The organism is Kluyvera intermedia (assembly GCF_021440345.1).
Lineage (GTDB): Bacteria > Pseudomonadota > Gammaproteobacteria > Enterobacterales > Enterobacteriaceae > Kluyvera > Kluyvera intermedia_A.
The window spans coordinates 1-21965 of record NZ_JAKCNS010000076.1; the positions used below are offsets into that span (position 1 = coordinate 1).

Consider the following 21965-nt stretch of genomic DNA (forward strand, 5'->3'; position numbering starts at 1 on the left):
CCGCTGACCCGGCGGCTTGCGTGCCGTTGTTCCGTGTCAGTGGAGGCGCATTATAGGGAGTTCTGAGACGTTGACAACCCCTGTTTTAAAAAAACTTTTCAACCGTCTCTTTTTTGCTCAATTTAGGCTGAAACAGGCAGTTTTTCGAGCGTTTCAAAGCCATAGCGCTGTAAAACGGGTAAAAGTTGCTCAGTTTCTGTCGTTAATGCCATGCAGTAAGCCAAATTAGCGTCGCTGGATTTTGCATCCGGCGCTTCATGCTCCAGCAGCCAGGCAGTACGACGGGCAATTGCCGCCCCCGAATCCACCAGCCTCGTTCCTTCCGGCAGCACCTGTAAAAGCTCCTCTTGTAATAGAGGGAAATGGGTACAGCCCAAAACAACGGTATCCGGCGGCTCCTGCATGCGCAGCCATGGACGGAGAATACGACGCAGCTCTTCCAGTGAAACGGGTTCGCCGTGCAGCTTCGCTTCTGCCAGCTCAACCAGCTCGGCGGAACCCAGCATTTCGATTTTGCATTCATCTGCAAAGCGTGCAATGAGCTCATGGGTATAAGGGCGTTTCACCGTTCCTCGCGTTGCCAGCAGCCCAACAATACGGTTGGCCGACAGACGTGCCGCCGGTTTGATGGCTGGCACGACGCCCACAACCGGGAAGGCAAACTTCTCACGCAGCGCGGGCAGCGACACCGTGCTTGCCGTGTTGCAGGCAATAACTGCGAGCGCTAACGGATAGCGTTGCTGTACAGCGGTGACAATCTCGAGGACGCGTTCAACGATAAACTCTTCGCTCTTTTCCCCATACGGGAAAGCGACGTTATCGAAAGCGTAGATATAATGAAGGTCCGGCAGAAGATGCCGGATCTCATCGTAGACCGACAACCCACCGACCCCGGAGTCAAAGACCAGGACGGTGGGACGTGGTTTAGAAGGTGTAGCTGCCAGACAAGGTGTATTCCCGTCCTGCAGTTTGGTAGCCATATGCTGTCTCGTAATCTTTATCGAACAGGTTGGCGATTTTACCACGAACTGTCAGGTGTGAGGTGACTGGATATGACAATCCAACATCCCACAGGCTCACGCCGCCCACTTTAACCCGACTAGATGTGTTTGTTGTCTCGTCATAGTCGTTGTCATAGCGTTGGCCCATATATTGGTAAGCGATATTCCAACCGAGACTGTAAACCTGCCCGGTTACCTCATACTTCACCTGCTGTTTCGCACGGCGAGCAAGAACCTGATTGGTTTCATCGTCACGCGGATCAACATACTGCAACGTCAGATGGTGTTCTACCGGGCCAGTTGTAATGTTCCCGGTCCACTCCAGGCCTTTAATGGTGGCCGACTTCACATTGACGTACTGGTTGAAATTGCCCGTGGTTTTATAATCGATCAGGTTTTGAATTTCATAGTGGTACGCTGAAATCTTCCAATCCAGAGGTCCCGTAATCCCATCAATTCCCGCTTCCCACTGTTTAGACTCTTCCGGTTTCAGATTCGGGTTTGCTGCAATACCTGAATAATATTGCGATGCATAACGTGTCGCACCGAATTGCTGTCCCAGAGACGGCGCCAGGAAACTGGTACCGTAAGAAAGCGTTGCACGGTAACCATCAACAAATTCCCAACCTGCAGCTGTCTGCCACGTGCCGTGCCAGCCAAACTGTTCATCGTGGTCTTCACGACCTGATGCTTCCAGCGTGACAGTATCGATCTGCTGCTGCCCGGTCAGATAAAGGCCCGTGGTATCACGTTTATAAACATCAGACTTCGTTGTACTGCTGGATGTCAGCTTTTCCTGTTTCCAATCAACGCCACCGCTAATCGCGCCATGTCCAACCTCAACGCTGTTACCCCATTGGATGTAACGTTGCTCCATGTTATCCAGTGTGGCGCCACCCGCATAGCGGCCAAGGTTGCTACTGTAATTGTAGTTTTTAAGGTGCTGATAGTTTGCGATAAGCTGAGTGGAGTAGATACCAGAGTTATAACGCAGCCCCGTGTCCCAGGATTGGTTATAGTTCTGGCCTTCATCATTACCTTCAGGAGAGCCATATTTCGTATCCTGATCGTAATCGTTATTTGCCGTATATCCATAGCCACGGAAGAATCCGGAGAGGCTATTGTCGAACTTGTGCTGCACGGCCCCCCAGAACAGTTTGTTACGATAGCCATCGCGGTCGCTATCGCCGCTATAAGGAGAATCCGGTTTAACGTTAAAACCTTTCGTCGTCTGGTAAGCACCTGCCGCCGTCACCAACGTGTCACCAAAACGTTTATTTACCGTACCGTCATAAGTCTGATAGCCATTCGACCCCATTCCGGCATTAATCTGCGCACGTTCATCATCACTCATGGTTATGATGTTAACCACACCACCAATCGCCCCGGAACCGTAAACAGCCGAACGCGGACCGCGGATATATTCGATACGCTGCACCAGAGATACCGGAATCTGACCAATATCAATCGCATTGCCAATACCAGCACGCGCCATTGGTACACCATCAATCAACACCAGTACATGGCGAGATTCGGTGCCACGTATATACAGAGAAGAGCTATTCCCCATACCGCCAGTTTGGGAGATATCCACCCCCGGCAGGCGACGCATCACATCGTTGAGATCTTTTGACTGCCAGCGTTGAATATCATCACGCGTCACAACATCTGTCGGAGCCAGAACGGTATTCACCGGCTGTTGAAAACGGTTAGCGGTCACCACCAGCGTGTCTGAATTATTGTCCTGCGCCCAGCCGGAAAATGCCGTGACGGATAACGCCGTCATCAGCGAAACTTTTTTAATCATTTTAAAAGCATCCGAAATAGATAAAGGATGCCGCAGGTTTTATCAGTTGCTCGCGACGATAAAACCTCATGCGACGTCATCCGGCAGGTCTTCGGGCTTGGAGGCGATATAAAAGAGAGGATGACTTCCCACGGCAAGCCGCAGTGTCTGCACCAGGTGCACTCCTCTCTTACCTTCCTTACCGCTGCGCGTCAGCCCCAGATTTACACTGGGTTCCCTTTTAACTCACAGGACCGGTACGCGAATGCTACATTTAGTTACATACGGATGTCCAGACTGCTATTTATCATTTTAACCCGCGTGAGGCTGGACATCCCCTGAACAAGCCCTACAATCCCCGCGTACTTTTACTATTCAGGATGCATCATGACCCCCGAACATCTCCCAACCGATCAGTACGACGCTCAGCTCGCCGAGAAAGTCACTCGCCTGCAAACAATGATGACGCCGTTTAGCGCTCCTGCGCCGGAGGTGTTTCGCTCACCGGTCAGTCACTACCGGATGCGTGCAGAATTCCGCATCTGGCATGACGGTGATGATCTCTACCATATTATGTTTGACCAGCAGACCAAGGGCCGTATCCGCGTCGATTCGTTCCCGGCCGCTAGCCAGCTGATTAATACGCTGATGACCGCCATGCTCGACGGCGTCCGCGATAATCAGGTGCTGCGTCACAAGCTGTTTCAGATTGACTACCTCACCACCCTGAGCAATCAGGCGGTGGTTTCCCTGCTGTACCATAAAAAACTCGATGATGCCTGGCGCGAACAGGCCGAAGCGCTGCGCGATGCGCTGCGTGCGAAAGGGCTGAACGTTCAGCTGATTGGCCGCGCCACCAAAACCAAAATCGAGCTGGACCAGGACTTCATCGACGAACGTCTGCCGGTTGCCGGCAAAGAGATGATCTACCGTCAGGTCGAGAACAGCTTCACCCAGCCAAATGCGGCGATGAACATTCAGATGCTGGAATGGGCGCTGGATACCACGCAGAATTCACGTGGCGATCTGCTGGAGCTGTATTGTGGGAACGGCAACTTCTCACTGGCGCTGGCGCGCAACTTTAACCGTGTGCTGGCGACCGAAATTGCCAAACCCTCGGTTGCTGCCGCCCAGTACAACATTGCTGCCAACCAGATCGACAACGTGCAAATTATTCGCATGGCGGCGGAAGAGTTTACTCAGGCGATGAACGGCGTGCGGGAATTTAACCGCTTGCAGGGCATCGATTTGAAAAGCTATCAGTGCGAGACGATTTTTGTCGATCCACCGCGTAGCGGGCTGGACAGTGAAACCGAGAAGATGGTGCAGGCATACCCGAATATTCTGTACATCTCCTGTAACCCGGAGACGCTGTGCCAGAATCTGGAGACTTTAACCCAGACGCATAACGTCACTCGCCTGGCGCTGTTCGATCAGTTCCCGTATACCCATCACATGGAATGCGGCGTACTGCTGACGAAGAAGTAATATCGTCACGGGCCCGATCAGCATCGCGCTGCCGGGCCCAACAATCTCACTCAGAAATCCCCTGCTTGCGGTTGCGCATCCGATAGCCAATCCAGAAGACCATCGCTACCGACAATACCGCCGGGAAGAAGTTAGAACCGATATCCGGATATTCCGCCCGTACCACGGTGCTGTAGAGCAACACGCCAAGGATAAAGCAGGCGGCTGACAGGCCGGGCAAGCCGACCGGCATCGTGCGGTTTTGATAGCGTTGATGCAGACAGTAAACCGTCAGCACCAGAGAAATTATCGGAAAAACGGAGAAAGGAACGATGGAGCTGAACAGCGCTGCAAACGTGCCGTTAATCGATAAGCCAGCCAACAGCGCCAGCAACAGCGTACCTTTATCTTGACCTGACTGTTTCATTGCTCGTCTACCACCTTATTCGGAATGACGTGACTTTTCTCTTGTTCGCGACGATACCAGTAGTATGCGCCTTTGGAGATCATCCGTAACTGCAACACCAGCCGCTCTTCAAGCTGCCGACGCTGCTCGAGGCCAACATCTAAAGCCTCCGCTCCCGCGCTAAATACAATAGTCACCATCGCCTCAGCCTGCGCTTCGGTAAACGCACGAGGCATATGGTTTTCGATTTCCAGATAGTCAGCAAGTTCCGCAATAAAGTGCTGAATTTCGCGGGCCACTGCCGCACGAAAGGCCGCAGACGTGCCGGAACGCTCGCGCAGCAGCAGGCGAAAGGCGTTCGGGTTATTGCCGATAAATTCCATAAAGGTTGAAACGGAAGTGCGTATTACGCTGCCGCCTTTGGCAATACGCTGACGCGCCTGGCGCATCAGTTGGCGGAGCATCAGGCCGCTCTCGTCGACCATCGTCAGCCCCAGCTCATCGACATCGCGGAAATGGCGATAAAAGGACGTTGGCGCGATTCCCGCCTCACGTGCGACTTCACGCAGACTCAGGCTGGCAAAACTACGCTCGGCACTGAGTTGACTGAATGCCGCTTCCACCAGCGAACGCCGGGTTTTTTCTTTTTGTTGTGCTCTTACACCCATCACGATAACTGAATCCTTCCATATGCCGTGCTGGCACTATACCAGAGATTAAAACGATTCCACTTACGCAGCTTTGTTAATGATTGTTTACATGCTATTTATGCTATTCCGTATGAAAAAAGCCCAACGATAATTGGGTTATTCCTTCGATGATGTTATGATTCTGTTGCTTTTATGTATAAGAACAGGTAAGCCTTACCATGCCACATTCCTACGATTATGATGCAGTAATTATTGGTTCCGGCCCCGGCGGCGAAGGCGCTGCTATGGGTCTGGTGAAGCAAGGAGCCCACGTCGCCGTTATTGAGCGTTATCATAATGTCGGCGGCGGTTGTACCCACTGGGGCACAATCCCATCCAAAGCACTTCGCCATGCCGTCAGCCGTATTATCGAATTCAACCAGAACCCTCTCTACAGCGACCACAGCCGACTTCTCCGTTCCTCATTCGCCGACATCCTGAATCATGCCGATAGCGTGATTAATCAGCAGACGCGTATGCGTCAGGGCTTTTATGAGCGCAATCACTGTGAAATGCTGCAGGGCGACGCCCACTTTGTCGATGAACACACCATCGCGCTGAAATGCCCGGATGGTTCAGTCGAAACGTTGACCGCCGAAAAGTTCGTGATTGCCTGCGGTTCCCGCCCGTACCGTCCGGCGGACGTCGACTTTAATCATCCGCGCATTTATGACAGCGACTCTATTCTCAGCCTGCACCATGAACCTCGCCACGTCATTATCTACGGCGCAGGGGTTATCGGCTGTGAATATGCGTCTATCTTCCGCGGCATGGACGTGAAAGTTGATCTCATCAACACCCGCGACCGTCTGCTGGCATTCCTCGACCAGGAGATGTCAGATTCGCTGTCCTATCACTTCTGGAACAGCGGCGTGGTCATTCGCCACAATGAAGAGTACGAGAAGATTGAAGGTGTGGACGATGGGGTCATCATGCACCTGAAGTCCGGCAAAAAGCTCAAGGCCGACTGCCTGCTGTTTGCCAACGGCCGTACCGGTAACACCGAACCGCTGGCACTGGAAAACATTGGCCTTCAGGCCGATGGCCGTGGCCAGTTGAAGGTGAACAGCCTCTACCAGACCGCTCAGCCGCACGTCTATGCCGTCGGTGACGTTATCGGCTATCCGAGCCTCGCTTCCGCCGCCTACGATCAGGGCCGCATCGCCGCACAGGCGCTGATGAAAGGCGAAGCTGCCGGGCATCTGATTGAAGATATTCCAACCGGCATCTACACCATTCCGGAAATCAGCTCCGTCGGTAAAACCGAGCAGCAGCTGACGGCGATGAAAGTGCCGTATGAAGTAGGTCGTGCGCAGTTTAAACACCTGGCGCGGGCACAAATCGTCGGGATGAGCGTGGGTAGCCTGAAGATCCTGTTCCATCGGGAGACCAAGGAAATCCTCGGCATTCACTGCTTTGGCGAACGCGCAGCCGAGATTATTCATATCGGCCAGGCGATTATGGAGCAGAAAGGTGGTGGTAACACCATTGAGTACTTCGTTAACACCACCTTTAACTACCCGACAATGGCGGAAGCCTATCGGGTAGCGGCGCTTAACGGCTTAAATCGCCTTTTTTAGCGCTTTGTCGAAATGGCCGTCCATCGTTTCACGGACGGCCTCTGCCAGCTGCTCATAGCGGCTGCGCAGCGGCGACCCCGGACGATAAACCAGACCCACGGTACGGCGCGGTTCCGGCTTAATACACGGCAGATACACCACGCCATCGCGTTTGCGCTCCGGCGGTACAGCCAACGCAGGTAGCAAAGTAATTCCACTTCCCGCCGCCACCATATTACGCAGCGTTTCCAGACTGGTTGCACGGAAATGGGTATCTTCATCCGCCCCGGCTTCAAAACAGAAACCCATCGCCTGATCGCGCAGGCAGTGGCCATCTTCCAGCATCAACAGCTTTTCACCGGCCAGATCCGACATCGGCACGCGATCGCGTTCCGCCCACGGGTGATCTTCGTAGATCGCCAGCAGCATCGGTTCGTCATACAGCGGAACTTCGATAAATGCTTCGCTCTCCTTCACCAGCGCCAGGATCACACAGTCCAGCTTACCGCTGTCGAGCTGCGCCAGCAGCTGATGGGTTTGCGCTTCGTGCAGATACATTTCCAGCTTCGGGAAGGTTTGATGCAGTATTGGGATAATATGAGGTAACAGATACGGGCCAACGGTTGGAATCAGGCCGATATGCAGCGGGCCGGACATCGTCTCCCCCTGCTGGCTTGCCATCTCCTTAAGCACTTTGACCTCGCGTAGCACGGTACGCGCCTGGTCCACCAGCAGCAGCCCAGCCTGGGTAAACAGCACTTTGCGGCTGGTACGCTCCAGCAACATCACGCCCAGTTCATCTTCCAGTTTACGAATCTGCCCGCTGAGGGTTGGCTGACTGACATGGCAGGAATCTGCCGCCCGGCGGAAGTGCCGATGCTCAGCTAACGCCACCAGGTATTCAAGATCGCGAATATTCATTATTCTTCCTCCATCGCCACGATAGCCCATGGCGATAGATAGAATAGCAACGAATGATTATCCCTATCAAGGATTCTGTTTAATAATACACCACAGAAACAGGTGGCCCTCGTTTAACCCTTGAAGTCGTCACACTGGATCGGAGTTTCTCTCGAACTCGACTAACAAAAGCCAACATGAACGTTTGCGGGCCCCGTGGCCCGCTTTTTTTTGCGTGTAAAAAACCCGGCGTCGCTGTGCTCGGCCGGGCTCAATCGTCTCTTATTCGTGCTGAAAGTTAGCTCAGACGCGCCTGCGCATCGCGGATGGCCTGCGCCACCTGCTGCGGCGACACGCCACCTTTAGCCGCTCGTTTATCCAGGCACGACTGCAGCGACAGAATCGGGTAGACATCATCGCCAATCACCGCACTGAATTTCTGCAGGTCAGCCAGCGCCAGATCTTCCAGCGGTTTGCCCTGGGCAATCGCTTCAACCACCGCTTCACCCACGATATGGTGCGCTTCGCGGAACGGAACGCCTTTCGCCACCAGATAGTCCGCCAGTTCAGTGGCGTTGGCATAACCCTGCTGCGCCGCTTCCTGGCAACGTGGACGTTTCACCTGAATGCCGTCAAGCACCAGCGCCGCCATATGCAGACAGTCCATCCAGGTATCGAGCGCATCGAAGACCCCTTCTTTGTCTTCCTGCATATCTTTGTTGTAAGCCAGCGGCAGACCTTTCAGCGTCATCATCATGCCGGTCAACGCGCCCTGCACGCGGCCGCATTTGCCACGAATAAGCTCCAGCGCGTCCGGGTTTTTCTTCTGCGGCATCAGCGAAGAGCCGGAGGTCACGCGGTCGGAAAGCTCAACGAAACCGGCTTCACCGGTATTAAAGAAGATCAGATCTTCGGCGAAGCGCGACAGATGCACCATACCAATAGAAGCATTGGAGAGCAGCTCCAGCACGTGGTCGCGGTCAGATACGCTGTCGAGGCTGTTGCGCGTCGCAGACGCGAAGCCCAGCCAGCCGGCCAGCTGTTCACGGTCAATTTCATAAGCGGTACCCGCCAGCGCGCCACAGCCCAGCGGGCTCACGTCCAGACGCTTGAGGGTATCGTGCAGGCGGCTTTCATCACGCGCCAGCATCTCAACGTAGGCCAGACACCAGTGGGCAAAGGTCACCGGCTGCGCACGCTGCAGGTGAGTGTAACCCGGCATCACCGCATCCTGGTTGGCCTGTGCGGTCTCCACCAGCGCGCTTTGCAGCTGACGGTTTGCCGCCAGCAGTTCAGCCACGGTGTCTTTACACCACAGCTTGAGATCGGTCGCCACCTGGTCGTTACGGCTACGCCCGGTGTGCAGTTTTTTACCCAACTGGCCGACTTTATCGATAAGCTTCCCTTCCACCCAGCTGTGAATATCTTCAGCATCGCTTTCGAGGATCTGCTGTGGATTCGCACGAACCTCTTCCAGCAGCACGCTCAGCGCGTCTTCCAGCTGATTCTGTTCCTGCTCGGTCAGCACGCCAACGGTAACCAGCGCTTTAGACCAGGCGACAGAACCGACGATATCCTGCTCAGCCAGGCGATAGTCAAAGCGTAAAGAGTCGTTGAACTGTTTGAACCGCTGATCCGCTGCCTGAGTAAAACGCCCGCCCCAAAGTGCCATAACAAATTTCCTTAAATTCTTCGATTTCACTGCCGGATAGCGCTGCGCTTATCCGGCTTACAGGTTCTGTTCCGATCGCCGGAAGGCATCGCTGTCCTCCGGTACCTAAAAATTAAGCCAAAATACGCGTACCGATTGGCGTGCCGTTAAACAGCGCCGGCAGCTGTTCGGCATGACGCCAGGAGGCGATATCGACCGGGCGGCCCAAAGTACGTGCCGCATCAAGCGCCGCATTGACCTTCACGATCATACCGTCGGTAATAATCCCCTGGTCGATCAGCTGTTCGGCTTTCGCCGCCGTCATCTCCGCAATACGCTGGCCTTTGCCATCCAGAATGCCGCTGACGTCGGAAAGCAGAATCAGGTCCGCACCCAGCGTGGCCGCCAGCGCGGTTGCCGCCTGGTCAGCGTTGACGTTCATCAGTTGCCCTTCGGCAGTCACACCGATGGAGCTCACCACCGGCAGGAATCCACCTTCCAGCAGTAAATTAATCAGCTTCGGCGAGCCCGGCTGCGCCAGACCTACGTGGCCCAATTCTTCATCCAATTTGGTTACCTGCACGCTGTCGCCATCGCCCAGGAACAGGCCAACGGAGGCAATATCATGCTTCTTCGCCCACGCCAGCAGCGTTTTGTTGGCGGTCCCCGCCAGCGCACCGGTAATTATGTCAATCTGGTCAGCAGGCGTAACGCGCAGGCCATTTTTCTTTTTCACCGGCAGGTTAAGCTGTTTCATCAGCTCATCCACCACGCAGCCGCCGCCGTGGACAATCACCAGCGGGCGCTGATGCGATTCGCGGTAGTTCACCAGCGCGGTAAACAGACGCTCCAGCGCTTCTTCGCTATCCAGTAACACGCCGCCCAGTTTGATAATTAATGGATTCATCGTCATCACACCTTAGATAAGAGACTGCGTCTCAGCGAAGCCGAAACGGATATTGGCGCACTGCACGGCCTGTGCGGCAGCGCCTTTTAATAAGTTGTCTTCGGTCGCCACTACGATCAGGTGTTCACCCTGCACGGCAAAACCGATATCGCAGAACGGCAGGCCAACCACGTTTTTCAGCGCCGGCACACCTTTGTCGTATAAACGGACCATTGGCTTGTCGGCGTAGGCTTGCTGCAGCGCCTCGGCCACCTGCGCTTGCGTGACGCCCGGCTTCAGACGGCAGGTAATGGTTTCCAGAATACCGCGCGGGAAGTTGCCCAGATGCGGGGTGAAAATTACCTCGGCGCCCAGATGGCTGGCAATTTCCGGCTGATGACGGTGGGTAAACACGCCGTACGGCTGCAGGCTCACTTCGCAGAAGCTATTGGAGATAGCCGCTTTACGCCCCGCGCCGCTCACACCGGAGGTAGCGTTGATCACCGGCCACTGATTAAGATCCAGCAAATCGCCATCGATCAGCGGTTTTAGCGACAGCTGTGCCGCCGTTGGATAACAGCCCGGAACCGCAATCAGCTTCGCCTCTTTCAGCGCGTCGGCGCTCCACTCGGCAAGGCCATACACCGCCTGCGCCAGCAGCTCCGGATGCTGATGAGTAAAGCCGTAATATTTTTCATAGAAGGTGCCGTCGTTCACGCGGAACGCACCGGACAGGTCGAATACCACGCAGCCTGCTGCCAGGAACTGCGGTGCCAGATCGTGGCTCACCTCATGCGCAGTGGCGAGAAACACCACGTCAACGCCCGCGCTGAATTCACTGATGTCGGACATCGGCTGCAACGGCAGGTCGACAATGCCTTTTAGCTGTGGATGCAAATCGGAGATTAGCTTTCCTGCATCATTGCTTTGCGCTGAGACCGTCAAAGCGGTTATGTTCATATGAGGATGGCGATTTACATAGGTCACAAGCTCTGCGCCAGCATAACCGCTCGCGCCCACAATCAGCGTATTCAACATCGGTGCAGTTCACCTTCTTATGTCTGTTTGCCTGATAAGCGTAATCACTTCACCCTACAGTTGGTGGGTTTTATTACGCCTAATGATAATGTATTTTTATTCACAAATACTGCATGAATATTGATACTATCACGACCCGAGGTGTGTCAACAATGAAAAACAATTTACCCCCATTTATCGAGATCTACCGTGCGTTGATCGCCACCCCGTCCATCAGCGCAACCGAAGAAGCGCTCGATCAGAGCAATGCGTCTTTAATCACTCTGCTCGCCGATTGGTTCGCCTCTTTGGGCTTCCAGGTCGAGGTGCAGCCGGTCCCTGGTACTCGCAATAAATTCAACCTGCTCGCCAGCACCGGTCACGGTGCGGGCGGTCTGTTACTCGCCGGGCATACCGATACCGTCCCGTTCGACGACGGCCGTTGGACCCGCGATCCGTTCACCCTCACCGAACATGACAACAAGCTCTACGGTTTGGGTACCGCCGATATGAAAGGCTTCTTTGCGTTTATCCTCGACGCCCTTCGTGATGTCGATGTAACGACGCTGAAAAAACCGCTCTACATTCTGGCCACCGCCGATGAAGAGACCAGCATGGCCGGCGCCCGCTACTTTGCCGAATCCACCGAGCTGCGCCCGGACTGCGCGATTATTGGCGAACCAACATCATTGCAGCCGGTCCGCGCCCATAAAGGCCATATGTCTAATGCCATTCGCGTGCTCGGCCAGTCGGGCCACTCCAGCGACCCGGCGCGCGGCGTGAACGCCATTGAAATTATGCACGACGCCATTGGTCGCGTGATGCAGCTGCGCGATTCGCTGAAAGAGCGTTATCACTATGACGCCTTCACCGTGCCGTACCCGACGCTCAACCTGGGTAGCCTCCACGGCGGCGATGCCTCCAACCGCATTTGCGCCTGCTGCGAGCTGCATATGGATATTCGCCCCCTGCCGGGCATGACGCTTAACGACCTCAATGGCCTGCTGGATGAAGCGCTGGAACCGGTTAGTGCCCAGTGGCCGGGTCGTTTGACCATCAGCGAACTGCATCCGCCGATTCCGGGTTATGAATGCCCGCCGGATCACCAGCTGGTTGAAGTGCTGGAAAAACTGCTCGGCACCAAAACCGAAGTCGTTAACTACTGCACCGAAGCGCCGTTTATTCAGAACCTGTGCCCGACCATCGTCTTAGGTCCAGGCTCAATTAACCAGGCGCACCAGCCGGACGAGTACCTGGAAACCCGCTTTATCAAACCGACACGCGAATTAATTTCTCAGGTCGTCCATCACTTCTGTTGGCATTAATCTGTTTTGCCCGGTGGCCGAAGGTTCCCGGGCAAAACAGCGCGCAACCCTGCCCCCATCCGCCATCACGGCATCGTCTATTCCCGCGATCTCCCTCACATTTTCATAAGCATTTCTTATCTGGCAGGAAGCAAATTAAATTTCGTAAATTGCCGCGATTTATTCGTTTGCTGAAGCGATTTCGCAGCAATTGACGTAAGGGTTTTTACGTGGCTTTATAAAAGAGGTGTCTTTATCTCGCCCTTCCGTTCCGAGGCCGGGATATAACAAAATAAAATGAGATGGGGTGTCTGGGTTAATGAACGAACAATATTCCGCGTTGCGTAGTAATGTCAGTATGCTCGGTAAAGTGCTAGGCGATACCATCAAGGATGCGCTTGGTGAGAACATTCTTGACCGTGTAGAAACGATCCGTAAGTTGTCCAAATCTTCTCGTGCGGGCAACGAAGCCAATCGCCAGGAGCTGCTCAGCACGCTGCAGAACCTGTCCAACGATGAGCTACTACCGGTCGCCCGTGCGTTTAGCCAATTCCTGAATCTGGCCAACACCGCCGAGCAATATCACAGCATTTCGCCAAAAGGCGAAGCGGCGAGCAACCCGGAAGTGATTGCCCGTACACTGCGCAAACTCAAAGACCAACCCGATCTCAACGAAACCACCATTAAACAGGCAGTTGAATCCCTGTCGCTGGAGCTGGTGCTGACCGCCCACCCGACCGAAATTACCCGTCGTACGCTGATCCACAAGATGGGCGAAATCAACAACTGCTTAAAACAGCTCGATAATACCGATATTGCCGACTATGAACGCAACCAGGTGATGCGCCGTTTGCGCCAGCTGATTGCCCAGTCCTGGCATACGGACGAAATTCGTAAACACCGTCCAAGCCCGGTTGACGAAGCCAAGTGGGGCTTTGCGGTGGTCGAAAACAGCCTGTGGGAAGGGGTTCCCAACTACCTACGCGAGCTGAACGAACAGCTGGAAGAGAACCTCGGCTACAAACTGCCGGTCGACTTTGTGCCGGTGCGCTTCACTTCCTGGATGGGCGGTGACCGCGATGGCAACCCGAACGTGACGGCCGAAATTACCCGCCACGTACTGCTGCTGAGCCGCTGGAAAGCCACCGATCTGTTCCTGAAAGATGTCCAGGTGCTGATTTCTGAGCTGTCGATGGTTGAATGTACCGATGAACTGCGCGAACTGGTGGGTGAAGCCGGTGCGACCGAACCATATCGCTACCTGATGAAAACCCTGCGCGGCCAGCTGATGGCGACCCAAGCCTGGCTGGAAGCGCGCCTGAAAGGTCAGCGCCTGCCAAAACCGGCAGGGCTTATCAGCCAAAACGAACAGCTGTGGGAACCGCTGTACGCTTGTTATAAATCGCTGCAAGCCTGCGGGATGAGCATTATCGCCAACGGCGAACTGCTTGATACCCTGCGCCGCGTGAAATGTTTTGGCGTGCCGCTGGTGCGTATCGACGTGCGTCAGGAAAGTACCCGTCACACCGAAGCGCTGGGCGAGCTGACCCGCTATCTAGGCATCGGCGACTACGAAAGCTGGTCTGAAGCCGACAAACAGGCGTTCCTGATCCGCGAACTGAATTCTAAGCGCCCGCTGCTGCCGCGCAGCTGGGAACCAAGCAACGACACCCGTGAAGTGCTCAACACCTGTAAAGCGATTGTTGATGCCCCGCAGGGTTCGGTTGCTGCCTACGTTATCTCCATGGCCAAAACGCCGTCCGATGTGCTGGCCGTACACCTGCTGCTCAAAGAAGCGGGTATCCCGTTCGCGCTGCCGGTTGCTCCGCTGTTCGAAACGCTGGACGACCTCAACAACGCCGACGACGTGATGACGCAGCTGCTGAGCATCGACTGGTATCGCGGCTTTATCCAGGGCAAACAGATGGTCATGATTGGCTATTCTGACTCGGCAAAAGATGCGGGCGTAATGGCCGCCTCCTGGGCGCAGTACCAGGCGCAGGACGCGCTGATCAAAACCTGTGAGAAAGCCGGCATTGAGCTGACGCTGTTCCACGGGCGCGGCGGTTCTATCGGCCGCGGCGGCGCACCGGCTCACGCCGCGCTGCTGTCCCAGCCTCCGGGAAGCCTGAAAGGTGGGCTGCGCGTCACCGAACAGGGCGAGATGATCCGCTTTAAATACGGCCTGCCGGAAGTTACCGTCAGCAGCCTGTCGCTGTACACCAGCGCCATTCTGGAAGCCAACCTGCTGCCACCGCCGGAACCGAAGGAAGAGTGGCGCGGCATCATGGACGAGCTGTCGGATATCTCCTGCGAGATGTACCGTGGCTATGTGCGTGAAAACAAAGATTTCGTCCCTTACTTCCGTTCCGCTACGCCGGAACAGGAGCTGGGTAAACTGCCTCTGGGTTCGCGTCCGGCAAAACGTCGTCCAACCGGTGGCGTGGAGTCTTTGCGCGCCATTCCGTGGATCTTCGCCTGGACCCAGAACCGCCTGATGCTGCCAGCCTGGCTGGGTGCCGGTGCCGCACTGCAAAAAGTGGTCGAAGACGGTAAACAGAGCAAGCTGGAAACCATGTGCCGCGACTGGCCGTTCTTCTCAACCCGCCTGGGCATGCTGGAGATGGTGTATTCGAAGGCTGACCTGTGGCTGGCGGAATACTACGATCAGCGTCTGGTGAAACCGGAACTGTGGGCGCTGGGTACCGAACTGCGCGACCTGCTGGAAGCCGACATCAAAGTAGTGCTCGATATCGCCAATGATGCACACCTGATGGCCGACCTGCCGTGGATTGCCGAATCTATCCAGCTGCGTAACATCTACACCGACCCGCTGAACGTCCTGCAGGCCGAACTGCTGCACCGTTCACGTAAAGCGGAAGAAGAAGGCCAGGAGCCGGACCCTAACGTTGAGCAGGCACTGATGGTCACTATCGCGGGCGTTGCCGCCGGTATGCGTAACACCGGTTAATCATTCACACCGTCCCCGTAAGCAGTAATACCATGGGGACAGTGAAGCCAGCAGCAAAAGGCCACATTCTTTGTGGCCTTTTTTTATACCCTCGGTTAAGGTTTCTACGTTGTAAATAACGACAGGGAGCCTCATGTTTTTCGACATCAACCCACTGCTTTCCCACATTGCCTCAGGCACCACTCCGCTGCAAAAAATCTGGTTTGCCGTAGGTCATATGCCAGCGCCGGAGATGGCATTTCAGGTCGAGTTCCCTCGCCTGGAGATTGTGCTTTCGGGGCAACTGGCGGACGCTGGGCTTCATGGTGACGAGGTGCGAATGAATGGGCTGGACGCGCTATATGTCCCGGCCGGCGGCTGGAACTATCCGCTATGGGATCAGCCCGCCACCACCCTGAGCATACTGTTTGGTAAGCAACAGCTAGGATTTAGCGTTCAACAGTGGGATGGAAGTCAGTTAAGAAACGTCTCGAAGCAACACGTTGCGCGCCGTGGGCCGCGTGTGGGCTCATTCCTGCTGCAAACCATGGGCGAGATTCAAATGCAGCCGCAGGATCAACAAACCGCCCGGCTGACTGCCAGCAGCCTGATTAGCCACTGCGCCGACCTACTCAGCAGCCAAATCCAGACCTCTTCGCGCAGTCAGGCGCTGTTTGATGCTATCCGCGAATACATCGATACCCACTTTGCCGAACCATTGACCCGAGAATCGGTGGCGCAGGCGTTCTATATTTCACCCAACTATCTGTCACATCTGTTCCAGAAAAACGGGATTATGGGGTTTAACGAGTACCTCAACCATACCCGCCTGGAGCACGCCAGAAGGCTGTTGAAAGGGTATGACCTGAAGGTAAAAGAGATTGCTCATGCCTGTGGCTTTGTCGACAGCAACTACTTCTGCCGGCTGTTTCGCAAAAATACCGATCGCTCGCCGTCTGAGTATCGCCGCCAGTATCACAGCCAACTCACTACGGCAGAATAATGTGCGTATGCTGTGGCGCAGACAGCAGCTTACGTACCGCGCTCATCACCTTCTGCGGTTCGCGTAAGAAAGCACTAATCCCGGACTGTACGTAGCGACTCTGGATAAAGCGGTCCGCGCCGTTAAGCTCAATATCGGTTATCAGCAACACCGCATCCGCCCGACGGATATCATCTTCTGTCAGCGCGTTTTCAATCCCCAGCGCCCCTTGGGTTTCAATTTTTATGCTCCACTTTTCCTGCTGGCAGAGTTTTTCCAGACGTTCAGCCGCCATATAGGTATGAGCGACCCCGCTTACGCAGGCCGTTACCGCTACTAACATTCGTCCGCTCGTTGCCGTCATCGTCCTCTCCTTGCAGAAAACACACGTAGGCGGGCGCAAATAATCAATTTCGCGCCCACCAGTAATGTATGTTGATGATATCGAAGCTCGTCTTAAGCGCTCTGCGATAAGTGAGCCTCAATCTTATTCATAATAGCGTCGGCACGTTTAACCGCATCGCTAATATTAACCCGCACAATCGTTTTGCCCGCGAAACGCTCTTCAAACTTGATGCCGATATCTTTGGTCAGAATCACCATGTCCGCGGCCGCAACGTCGCTTGCCGTCAGCTCATTTTCTTGACCAATCGACCCCTGTGTTTCAACCTTCACGTTCCAGCCTTTTGATTTTGCCGCGCTTTCCAGCGCTTCCGCTGCCATATAGGTGTGTGCCACGCCGGAAGGGCAAGCCGTTACCGCAATAATATTGGTCATAATCTTTACCTTCTCAATTAGTTAATTTCGAAATCTAAATCCAGGTCGTCCTCTTTTTCGACGGCCGCTTTTTTGTTCTTACGCGCCAGACTTTTCAGCAGGTTGACGCTCACGGCAGTGACCACCGCACCCACCACAATCGCCAGCAGGTAGCCCAACTTGCCTTCCACCACCGGCAGGACAATCAAACCGCCCCATCCGGCGTAGCACTGTGCTCCCATCAGCGCAGCGGTAGTGGCACCGCATACGGAGCCCAGCATGATGGACGGGATAACGCGCAGCGGGTCAGCGGCGGCAAAAGGAATCGCCCCTTCGGTCACACCGACGCAGCCCATCACCAGCGCCGCTTTGCCGGCTTCGCGTTCTTCATTATTGAAGTTTTTACGGTTGATAAGCGTGGCTAAACCCAGCCCCAGCGGCGGTACGCAGATACCGACAGCGGCGATAGCCACCACGGTATAGACACCCTGAGAAACGCAAATCAGCATAAAGGCGTAGGCCACTTTGTTCACCGGGCCGCCCATATCGAACGCCAGCATTAGCCCCATAATCACCGCCAGCACCACGATGCTGCCGGCTTGCATGCCTTGCAGCCAGTGGGTCAGGCTGTTGGTCAGCATGCCGACCGGCTCGCCCAGGCCCCACATCATGATGCCTGCGGTAATCAGCGTACCGATAATCGGGATAACGAAAATAGGCATCACCGAGCGCAAAACTTTATGCACCGGGATTTTCTTCAGGTAGTAAACGACGATACCGCCGATAATCCCGGCGATCAGCGCGCCAAAGAAACCAGCACCGAAACTATTGCCCACCCACGCACCGATCGCGCAGGGTGCCAGCGCGGAGCGCTCGGCGATGGAGTAGCCGATGTAGGCGGCGAGGAATGGCACCATCAGCGTCAGGCCCGCGACACCAATATCAAACAGTTTTTTCAGGTTAGGATCGGTGGCGACATCCGGCACGGCACCCTTGCCGTACAGCATGACGGAAACCGCCAGTAAGATACCGCCCGCTACGACAAACGGGATCATGTGCGACACGCCCGTCATCAAATGCTGACGGGTATTTCTGAGTATTTGCACTAATTCTTTCATCAGTCGCTCCTGGGCTTTATGAGCCCATGTCTATTAAGGTGTTGTGGCAAACAATAGGCAATTGGCGGCGGGACAGACAGTGGATAAAAAGTGCATTTACTGGATTTTTGTAATGTCCGAAGAAAAATGCGAGCGACCTCTAAAGTTGGCATCAACTGTGTATTTATAAGCAGAGAGAGCAACGTGTGAGGTCGCTCGCATTTTCTAGTGAACCATACATTTGTCCAGTTTTTGACATAAATGTCAGATAGCCGTGCCGATAACAAGCCCCCTATTCTGTTACCCATATCGAATGATTTGGGAGATAGGGTTATGACGTTGGTTGTTGAATTTGTCTGCGAATTACCGAATGGCGTACACGCCCGTCCTGCCAGCCATGTCGAAACGCTGTGCAACACATTTAGCTGCGATATTGAATGGCATAACCTGCGTACGAACCGTAAGGGCAACGCTAAAAGTGCGCTGGCGATCATCGGCACCGACACGCTGGCGGGCGATAGCTGCCAGCTGCTGATAAGCGGTGCTGATGAGCAAGCCGCCCATCAACACCTCGCCGTATGGCTCAAAGAAGAATTCCCGCTGTGCGACGCGCCGTTGGCACAGGCGGCCAGCGTAGAGCAAGAAGCGCTGCCAGAATCCTTAACCCGTTTAAACCCCACGCTTTTTCGCGCTCAACCTGTCTGTAGCGGTAGCGCAGGCGGCGTGCTAACGCCTCTTGCCGCACTGGACTTCAACAACCTCGGCGAGCTGCCGCCAGCAAAAAACCCGGAGCAGGAGCAATCCGCTCTCGATAGCGGCTTAACCATGCTGGTCAAAACGCTGGAGCTGCGCCTGCTGGAAAACGACAGTACCGCCAGCGCGATTCTTGAAGCTCACCGCTCGCTGGCCACCGACACCTCGCTGCGTCAGCATTTGTTGGCCGGTGTGAACGGCGGCCTAAGCTGTGCCGAAGCGATCATCGAAAGCACCCGTCACTTCTGCGACGAATTTGCCCGCTCCAGCAGCAGCTATTTGCAGGAACGCGCACTCGATATGCGCGACGTGGGCTTCCAGCTGCTACAGCATATTTATGGCGAACAGCGCTTCCCGGCGCCGGGGCAGCTCACTCAGCCGTCTATCTGCGTCGCCGAAGAGTTGACTCCAAGCCAGTTCCTCGAACTGGATAAAACGCTGCTCAAAGGTCTGCTGCTGGAAAGCGGCGGGACGACCTCACATACCGTCATCCTTGCTCGCTCCTTTAATATTCCGACGCTCGTAGGCGTGGATATTTCAGCGCTGACGCCGTGGCAGAATCAGACGGTCTATCTCGACGGCAACGCTGGCGCTGTCGTTGTTGCTCCCACCGAGGCCATCACCCGCTATTACCAGCAGGAGTCGCGCCTACAGGCAGCGATTCGCGAGCAGCAAAGTGAGTGGCTAGACAAAGAAGCGCGCAGCGCCGATGGCATTCGCCTTGAAGTGGCCGCCAATATTGCTCATTCGGTGGAAGCACAGGCGGCATTTGGCAACGGCGCGGAAGCGGTAGGTCTGTTCCGCACCGAAATGCTCTATATGGATCGCACCAGCGAGCCGAGCGAAAGCGAGCTGTACAACATTTTTTGTCAGGCGCTGGAATCCGCTGACGGGCGCAGCATTATTATTCGTACCATGGATATCGGCGGCGACAAGCCGGTGGACTACCTCAATATTCCGGCAGAAAACAATCCGTTCCTCGGCTACCGCGCGGTACGTATTTATGAAGAGTACTCGCAGCTTTTCACCACTCAGCTACGGGCCATCCTGCGCGCCTCGGCGCACGGCAGCCTGAAAATCATGATCCCGATGATCTCCTCAATGGAAGAGATCCTCTGGGTTAAAGAGAAAGTGGCCGAAGCCAAACAGCAGCTCCGCAGCGAGCACGTGGCGTTTGATGAACGCATCCCGCTGGGCATCATGCTGGAAGTGCCGTCGGTGATGTTTATCATCGATCAGTGCTGCGAAGAGATTGATTTCTTTAGCATCGGCAGCAATGACCTGACGCAGTATTTGCTGGCGGTGGACCGCGACAACGCCAAGGTGACCCGCCATTACAACAGCCTGAACCCGGCCTTCCTGCGCGCACTCGATTTCGCCGTGCAGGCAGTGCACCGTCAGGGGAAATGGATTGGCCTGTGCGGCGAGCTGGGAGCGAAAGGCTCGGTGCTGCCGTTGTTGGTGGGACTGGGGCTGGATGAAATCAGCATGCGCGCACCGTCGATTCCCGCGACCAAAGCACGCCTGGCGCAGCTCGACAGCCGCGCCTGCCGCCAGTTACTCAATCAGGCCATGGCCTGTCGCACCTCGCTGGAAGTAGAGCATCTGCTGGCCCAGTTCCGCATGAGTCAACAGGATGCGCCGCTGATTACCCCGCGCTGCATCTCGCTGGATAACGACTGGCGCAGCAAAGAAGAGGTTATCAAGGGGATGACCGACAACCTGCTGCTCGCCGGGCGCTGCCGCTACCCGCGCAAGCTGGAAGCCGATTTATGGGCGCGTGAAGCCGTCTTCTCCACCGGGCTGGGCTTTAGCTTTGCCATTCCGCACAGCAAGTCCGAGCATATCGAACAATCGACCATCAGCGTCGCCCGGCTGCCCGCTCCCGTCGCCTGGGGCGATGAAGAAGCGCAGTTCATTATTATGCTGACGCTCAATAAACATGCCGCTGGCGATCAGCACATGCGCATTTTCTCGCGCCTGGCACGTCGCATCATGCATGCCGAATTCCGCAACTCTCTGGTTAACGCCGCCTCTGCCGACGCCATTGCCAGCCTGCTGCAACATGAACTGGAACTTTAAGAGGAAATAGCATGGAACTGTATCTGGATACCGCCAATGTGCAGGAAGTTGAACGCCTGGCCCGTATTTTTCCGATTGCCGGCGTGACCACCAACCCGAGCATTGTCGCCGCCAGCCGCGAGTCTATCTGGGACGTGCTGCCACGCCTGAAACACGCCATCGGTGAAAACGGGACGCTGTTTGCCCAGACCATGAGCCGCGACGCCGACGGCATGGTCGCCGATGCCCGCAAACTCCATGACGCCATTCCTGGCATTGTGGTCAAGGTTCCGGTGACAGCAGAAGGTCTGGCCGCAATTAAGCTTCTGAAAAAAGAGGGGATTACTACACTGGGCACCGCCGTATACAGCGCCTCACAGGGCCTACTGGCAGCGCTCGCCGGTGCGAAGTACGTAGCCCCTTACGTCAACCGCGTTGATGCCCAGGGCGGCGACGGTATCCGCATGGTGCAAGAGCTGCAGTCTCTGCTGGAGCTGCACGCGCCTGACAGCAAAGTGCTGGCAGCCAGCTTTAAAACGCCTCGCCAGGCGCTGGACTGTTTATTAACAGGATGTGAAGCCATCACCCTTCCTTTAGATGTAGCGCAACAAATGCTCGGCACGCCCGCGGTAGAGTCAGCTATAGAGAAGTTCGAGCAAGACTGGAAAAACGCATTCGGAAATCTAAACCTGTAGGGGAG

General features: G+C 55.3%; 17 protein-coding genes, 1 pseudogene and 1 riboswitch. Of the genes and pseudogenes, 7 read left to right on the forward strand and 11 right to left on the reverse strand.

Going from position 1 to position 21965, the window contains the following annotated elements:
• Positions 1-122: 122 nt before the first annotated feature.
• Entirely contained in the window at positions 123-980 is an 858-nt protein-coding gene (gene murI, locus LZ634_RS18400; RefSeq protein WP_234507787.1) for a glutamate racemase, read from the reverse strand.
• Complete coding sequence (gene btuB, locus LZ634_RS18405; protein ID WP_234507789.1) at positions 925-2808, reverse strand: TonB-dependent vitamin B12 receptor BtuB; 1884 nt, start codon at positions 2806-2808, stop codon at positions 925-927. The genes murI and btuB overlap by 56 nt, the downstream gene beginning before the upstream one ends.
• A gap of 64 nt (positions 2809-2872) precedes the next feature.
• A riboswitch (cobalamin riboswitch) is annotated at positions 2873-3061 on the reverse strand.
• A gap of 113 nt (positions 3062-3174) precedes the next feature.
• Between btuB and trmA the strand changes: the two genes are divergently transcribed.
• Positions 3175-4275, forward strand: coding sequence for a tRNA (uridine(54)-C5)-methyltransferase TrmA (gene trmA / locus LZ634_RS18410; RefSeq protein ID WP_234507791.1), 1101 nt, complete (start codon positions 3175-3177; stop codon positions 4273-4275).
• 46 nt (positions 4276-4321) lie between these two features.
• On the opposite strand, the gene LZ634_RS18415 is transcribed toward trmA, so the two are convergent.
• Both LZ634_RS18415 and fabR read right to left on the reverse strand, forming a co-directional pair.
• On the reverse strand, positions 4322-4681 hold the full coding sequence (locus LZ634_RS18415) for a YijD family membrane protein (RefSeq protein ID WP_112202425.1): 360 nt from the start codon (positions 4679-4681) through the stop codon (positions 4322-4324).
• A 15-nt stretch (positions 4682-4696) separates the two neighbouring features.
• Positions 4697-5331, reverse strand: a pseudogene (fabR, locus tag LZ634_RS18420) (HTH-type transcriptional repressor FabR).
• A gap of 197 nt (positions 5332-5528) precedes the next feature.
• Here fabR and sthA point away from each other — a divergent pair.
• On the forward strand, positions 5529-6929 hold the full coding sequence (sthA, locus tag LZ634_RS18425) for a Si-specific NAD(P)(+) transhydrogenase (RefSeq protein ID WP_234507805.1): 1401 nt from the start codon (positions 5529-5531) through the stop codon (positions 6927-6929).
• Here sthA and oxyR read toward each other — a convergent pair.
• The 4 genes from oxyR to argC form a co-directional block, all read right to left on the reverse strand.
• Positions 6912-7829, reverse strand: a complete 918-nt coding sequence (gene oxyR / locus LZ634_RS18430; RefSeq protein ID WP_234507807.1) for a DNA-binding transcriptional regulator OxyR — start codon at positions 7827-7829, stop codon at positions 6912-6914. The genes sthA and oxyR overlap by 18 nt on opposite strands.
• 277 nt (positions 7830-8106) lie before the next feature.
• On the reverse strand, positions 8107-9480 hold the full coding sequence (gene argH / locus LZ634_RS18435; protein ID WP_234507809.1) for an argininosuccinate lyase: 1374 nt from the start codon (positions 9478-9480) through the stop codon (positions 8107-8109).
• Between the two features lie 112 nt (positions 9481-9592).
• Positions 9593-10366 carry an acetylglutamate kinase gene (argB, locus tag LZ634_RS18440; RefSeq protein WP_061284437.1) on the reverse strand — a complete coding sequence of 258 codons (774 nt, stop codon included), beginning with the start codon at positions 10364-10366 and terminating at the stop codon, positions 9593-9595.
• A 12-nt stretch (positions 10367-10378) separates the two neighbouring features.
• A complete protein-coding gene (argC, locus tag LZ634_RS18445; RefSeq protein WP_234507811.1) occupies positions 10379-11383 on the reverse strand; it encodes an N-acetyl-gamma-glutamyl-phosphate reductase in 1005 nt (334 codons plus the stop codon).
• 152 nt (positions 11384-11535) lie between these two features.
• Here argC and argE point away from each other — a divergent pair, with 152 nt between their 5' ends.
• The 3 genes from argE to LZ634_RS18460 all read left to right on the forward strand — a co-directional run bounded on the left by argE (position 11536) and on the right by LZ634_RS18460 (position 16619).
• Positions 11536-12687 carry an acetylornithine deacetylase gene (argE, locus tag LZ634_RS18450; protein WP_234507813.1) on the forward strand — a complete coding sequence of 384 codons (1152 nt, stop codon included), beginning with the start codon at positions 11536-11538 and terminating at the stop codon, positions 12685-12687.
• 298 nt (positions 12688-12985) lie between these two features.
• The gene (gene ppc / locus LZ634_RS18455) at positions 12986-15637 is read left to right on the forward strand and encodes a phosphoenolpyruvate carboxylase (protein WP_234507816.1); all 2652 of its coding nucleotides are present in this window, start codon (positions 12986-12988) and stop codon (positions 15635-15637) included.
• 133 nt (positions 15638-15770) lie between these two features.
• On the forward strand, positions 15771-16619 hold the full coding sequence (locus tag LZ634_RS18460; RefSeq protein ID WP_234507818.1) for a helix-turn-helix transcriptional regulator: 849 nt from the start codon (positions 15771-15773) through the stop codon (positions 16617-16619).
• Here the strand turns inward: LZ634_RS18460 and LZ634_RS18465 are convergent.
• From LZ634_RS18465 to LZ634_RS18475, 3 genes are all read right to left on the reverse strand, one after another.
• Positions 16606-16962 (reverse strand): PTS fructose-like transporter subunit IIB, encoded by a 357-nt coding sequence (locus LZ634_RS18465; RefSeq protein ID WP_234507820.1) that lies wholly within the window; start codon positions 16960-16962, stop codon positions 16606-16608. The two genes, LZ634_RS18460 and LZ634_RS18465, sit on opposite strands and share 14 nt — an antisense overlap.
• Positions 16963-17054: 92 nt before the next feature.
• The gene (locus LZ634_RS18470; protein ID WP_061284431.1) at positions 17055-17375 is read right to left on the reverse strand and encodes a PTS fructose-like transporter subunit IIB; all 321 of its coding nucleotides are present in this window, start codon (positions 17373-17375) and stop codon (positions 17055-17057) included.
• A 17-nt stretch (positions 17376-17392) separates the two neighbouring features.
• On the reverse strand, positions 17393-18472 hold the full coding sequence (locus LZ634_RS18475; protein ID WP_234507822.1) for a PTS fructose transporter subunit EIIC: 1080 nt from the start codon (positions 18470-18472) through the stop codon (positions 17393-17395).
• A gap of 312 nt (positions 18473-18784) precedes the next feature.
• Between LZ634_RS18475 and ptsP the strand changes: the two genes are divergently transcribed.
• Together ptsP and fsa are read left to right on the forward strand one after the other, a co-directional pair.
• Positions 18785-21286: a phosphoenolpyruvate--protein phosphotransferase gene (ptsP, locus tag LZ634_RS18480; RefSeq protein ID WP_234507825.1), complete on the forward strand. Its 2502-nt coding sequence runs from the start codon at positions 18785-18787 to the stop codon at positions 21284-21286.
• A gap of 11 nt (positions 21287-21297) precedes the next feature.
• Positions 21298-21960, forward strand: coding sequence for a fructose-6-phosphate aldolase (gene fsa / locus LZ634_RS18485; protein ID WP_234507827.1), 663 nt, complete (start codon positions 21298-21300; stop codon positions 21958-21960).
• Positions 21961-21965 lie beyond the last annotated feature (5 nt).

What these genes read in the sequence shown, in the direction of transcription:
- argC (WP_234507811.1), bottom strand. Translation starts at nt 11,383, where the DNA reads ATGTTGAATACGCTGATTGTGGGCGCGAGCGGTTATGCTGGCGCAGAG.
- btuB (WP_234507789.1), bottom strand. Translation starts at nt 2,808, where the DNA reads ATGATTAAAAAAGTTTCGCTGATGACGGCGTTATCCGTCACGGCATTT.
- argE (WP_234507813.1), top strand. Translation starts at nt 11,536, where the DNA reads ATGAAAAACAATTTACCCCCATTTATCGAGATCTACCGTGCGTTGATC.
- ppc (WP_234507816.1), top strand. Translation starts at nt 12,986, where the DNA reads ATGAACGAACAATATTCCGCGTTGCGTAGTAATGTCAGTATGCTCGGT.
- argB (WP_061284437.1), bottom strand. Translation starts at nt 10,366, where the DNA reads ATGAATCCATTAATTATCAAACTGGGCGGCGTGTTACTGGATAGCGAA.
- sthA (WP_234507805.1), top strand. Translation starts at nt 5,529, where the DNA reads ATGCCACATTCCTACGATTATGATGCAGTAATTATTGGTTCCGGCCCC.
- LZ634_RS18465 (WP_234507820.1), bottom strand. Translation starts at nt 16,962, where the DNA reads ATGACGGCAACGAGCGGACGAATGTTAGTAGCGGTAACGGCCTGCGTA.
- argH (WP_234507809.1), bottom strand. Translation starts at nt 9,480, where the DNA reads ATGGCACTTTGGGGCGGGCGTTTTACTCAGGCAGCGGATCAGCGGTTC.
- ptsP (WP_234507825.1), top strand. Translation starts at nt 18,785, where the DNA reads ATGACGTTGGTTGTTGAATTTGTCTGCGAATTACCGAATGGCGTACAC.
- LZ634_RS18415 (WP_112202425.1), bottom strand. Translation starts at nt 4,681, where the DNA reads ATGAAACAGTCAGGTCAAGATAAAGGTACGCTGTTGCTGGCGCTGTTG.
- trmA (WP_234507791.1), top strand. Translation starts at nt 3,175, where the DNA reads ATGACCCCCGAACATCTCCCAACCGATCAGTACGACGCTCAGCTCGCC.
- oxyR (WP_234507807.1), bottom strand. Translation starts at nt 7,829, where the DNA reads ATGAATATTCGCGATCTTGAATACCTGGTGGCGTTAGCTGAGCATCGG.
- fsa (WP_234507827.1), top strand. Translation starts at nt 21,298, where the DNA reads ATGGAACTGTATCTGGATACCGCCAATGTGCAGGAAGTTGAACGCCTG.
- LZ634_RS18470 (WP_061284431.1), bottom strand. Translation starts at nt 17,375, where the DNA reads ATGACCAATATTATTGCGGTAACGGCTTGCCCTTCCGGCGTGGCACAC.
- LZ634_RS18475 (WP_234507822.1), bottom strand. Translation starts at nt 18,472, where the DNA reads ATGAAAGAATTAGTGCAAATACTCAGAAATACCCGTCAGCATTTGATG.
- LZ634_RS18460 (WP_234507818.1), top strand. Translation starts at nt 15,771, where the DNA reads ATGTTTTTCGACATCAACCCACTGCTTTCCCACATTGCCTCAGGCACC.
- murI (WP_234507787.1), bottom strand. Translation starts at nt 980, where the DNA reads ATGGCTACCAAACTGCAGGACGGGAATACACCTTGTCTGGCAGCTACA.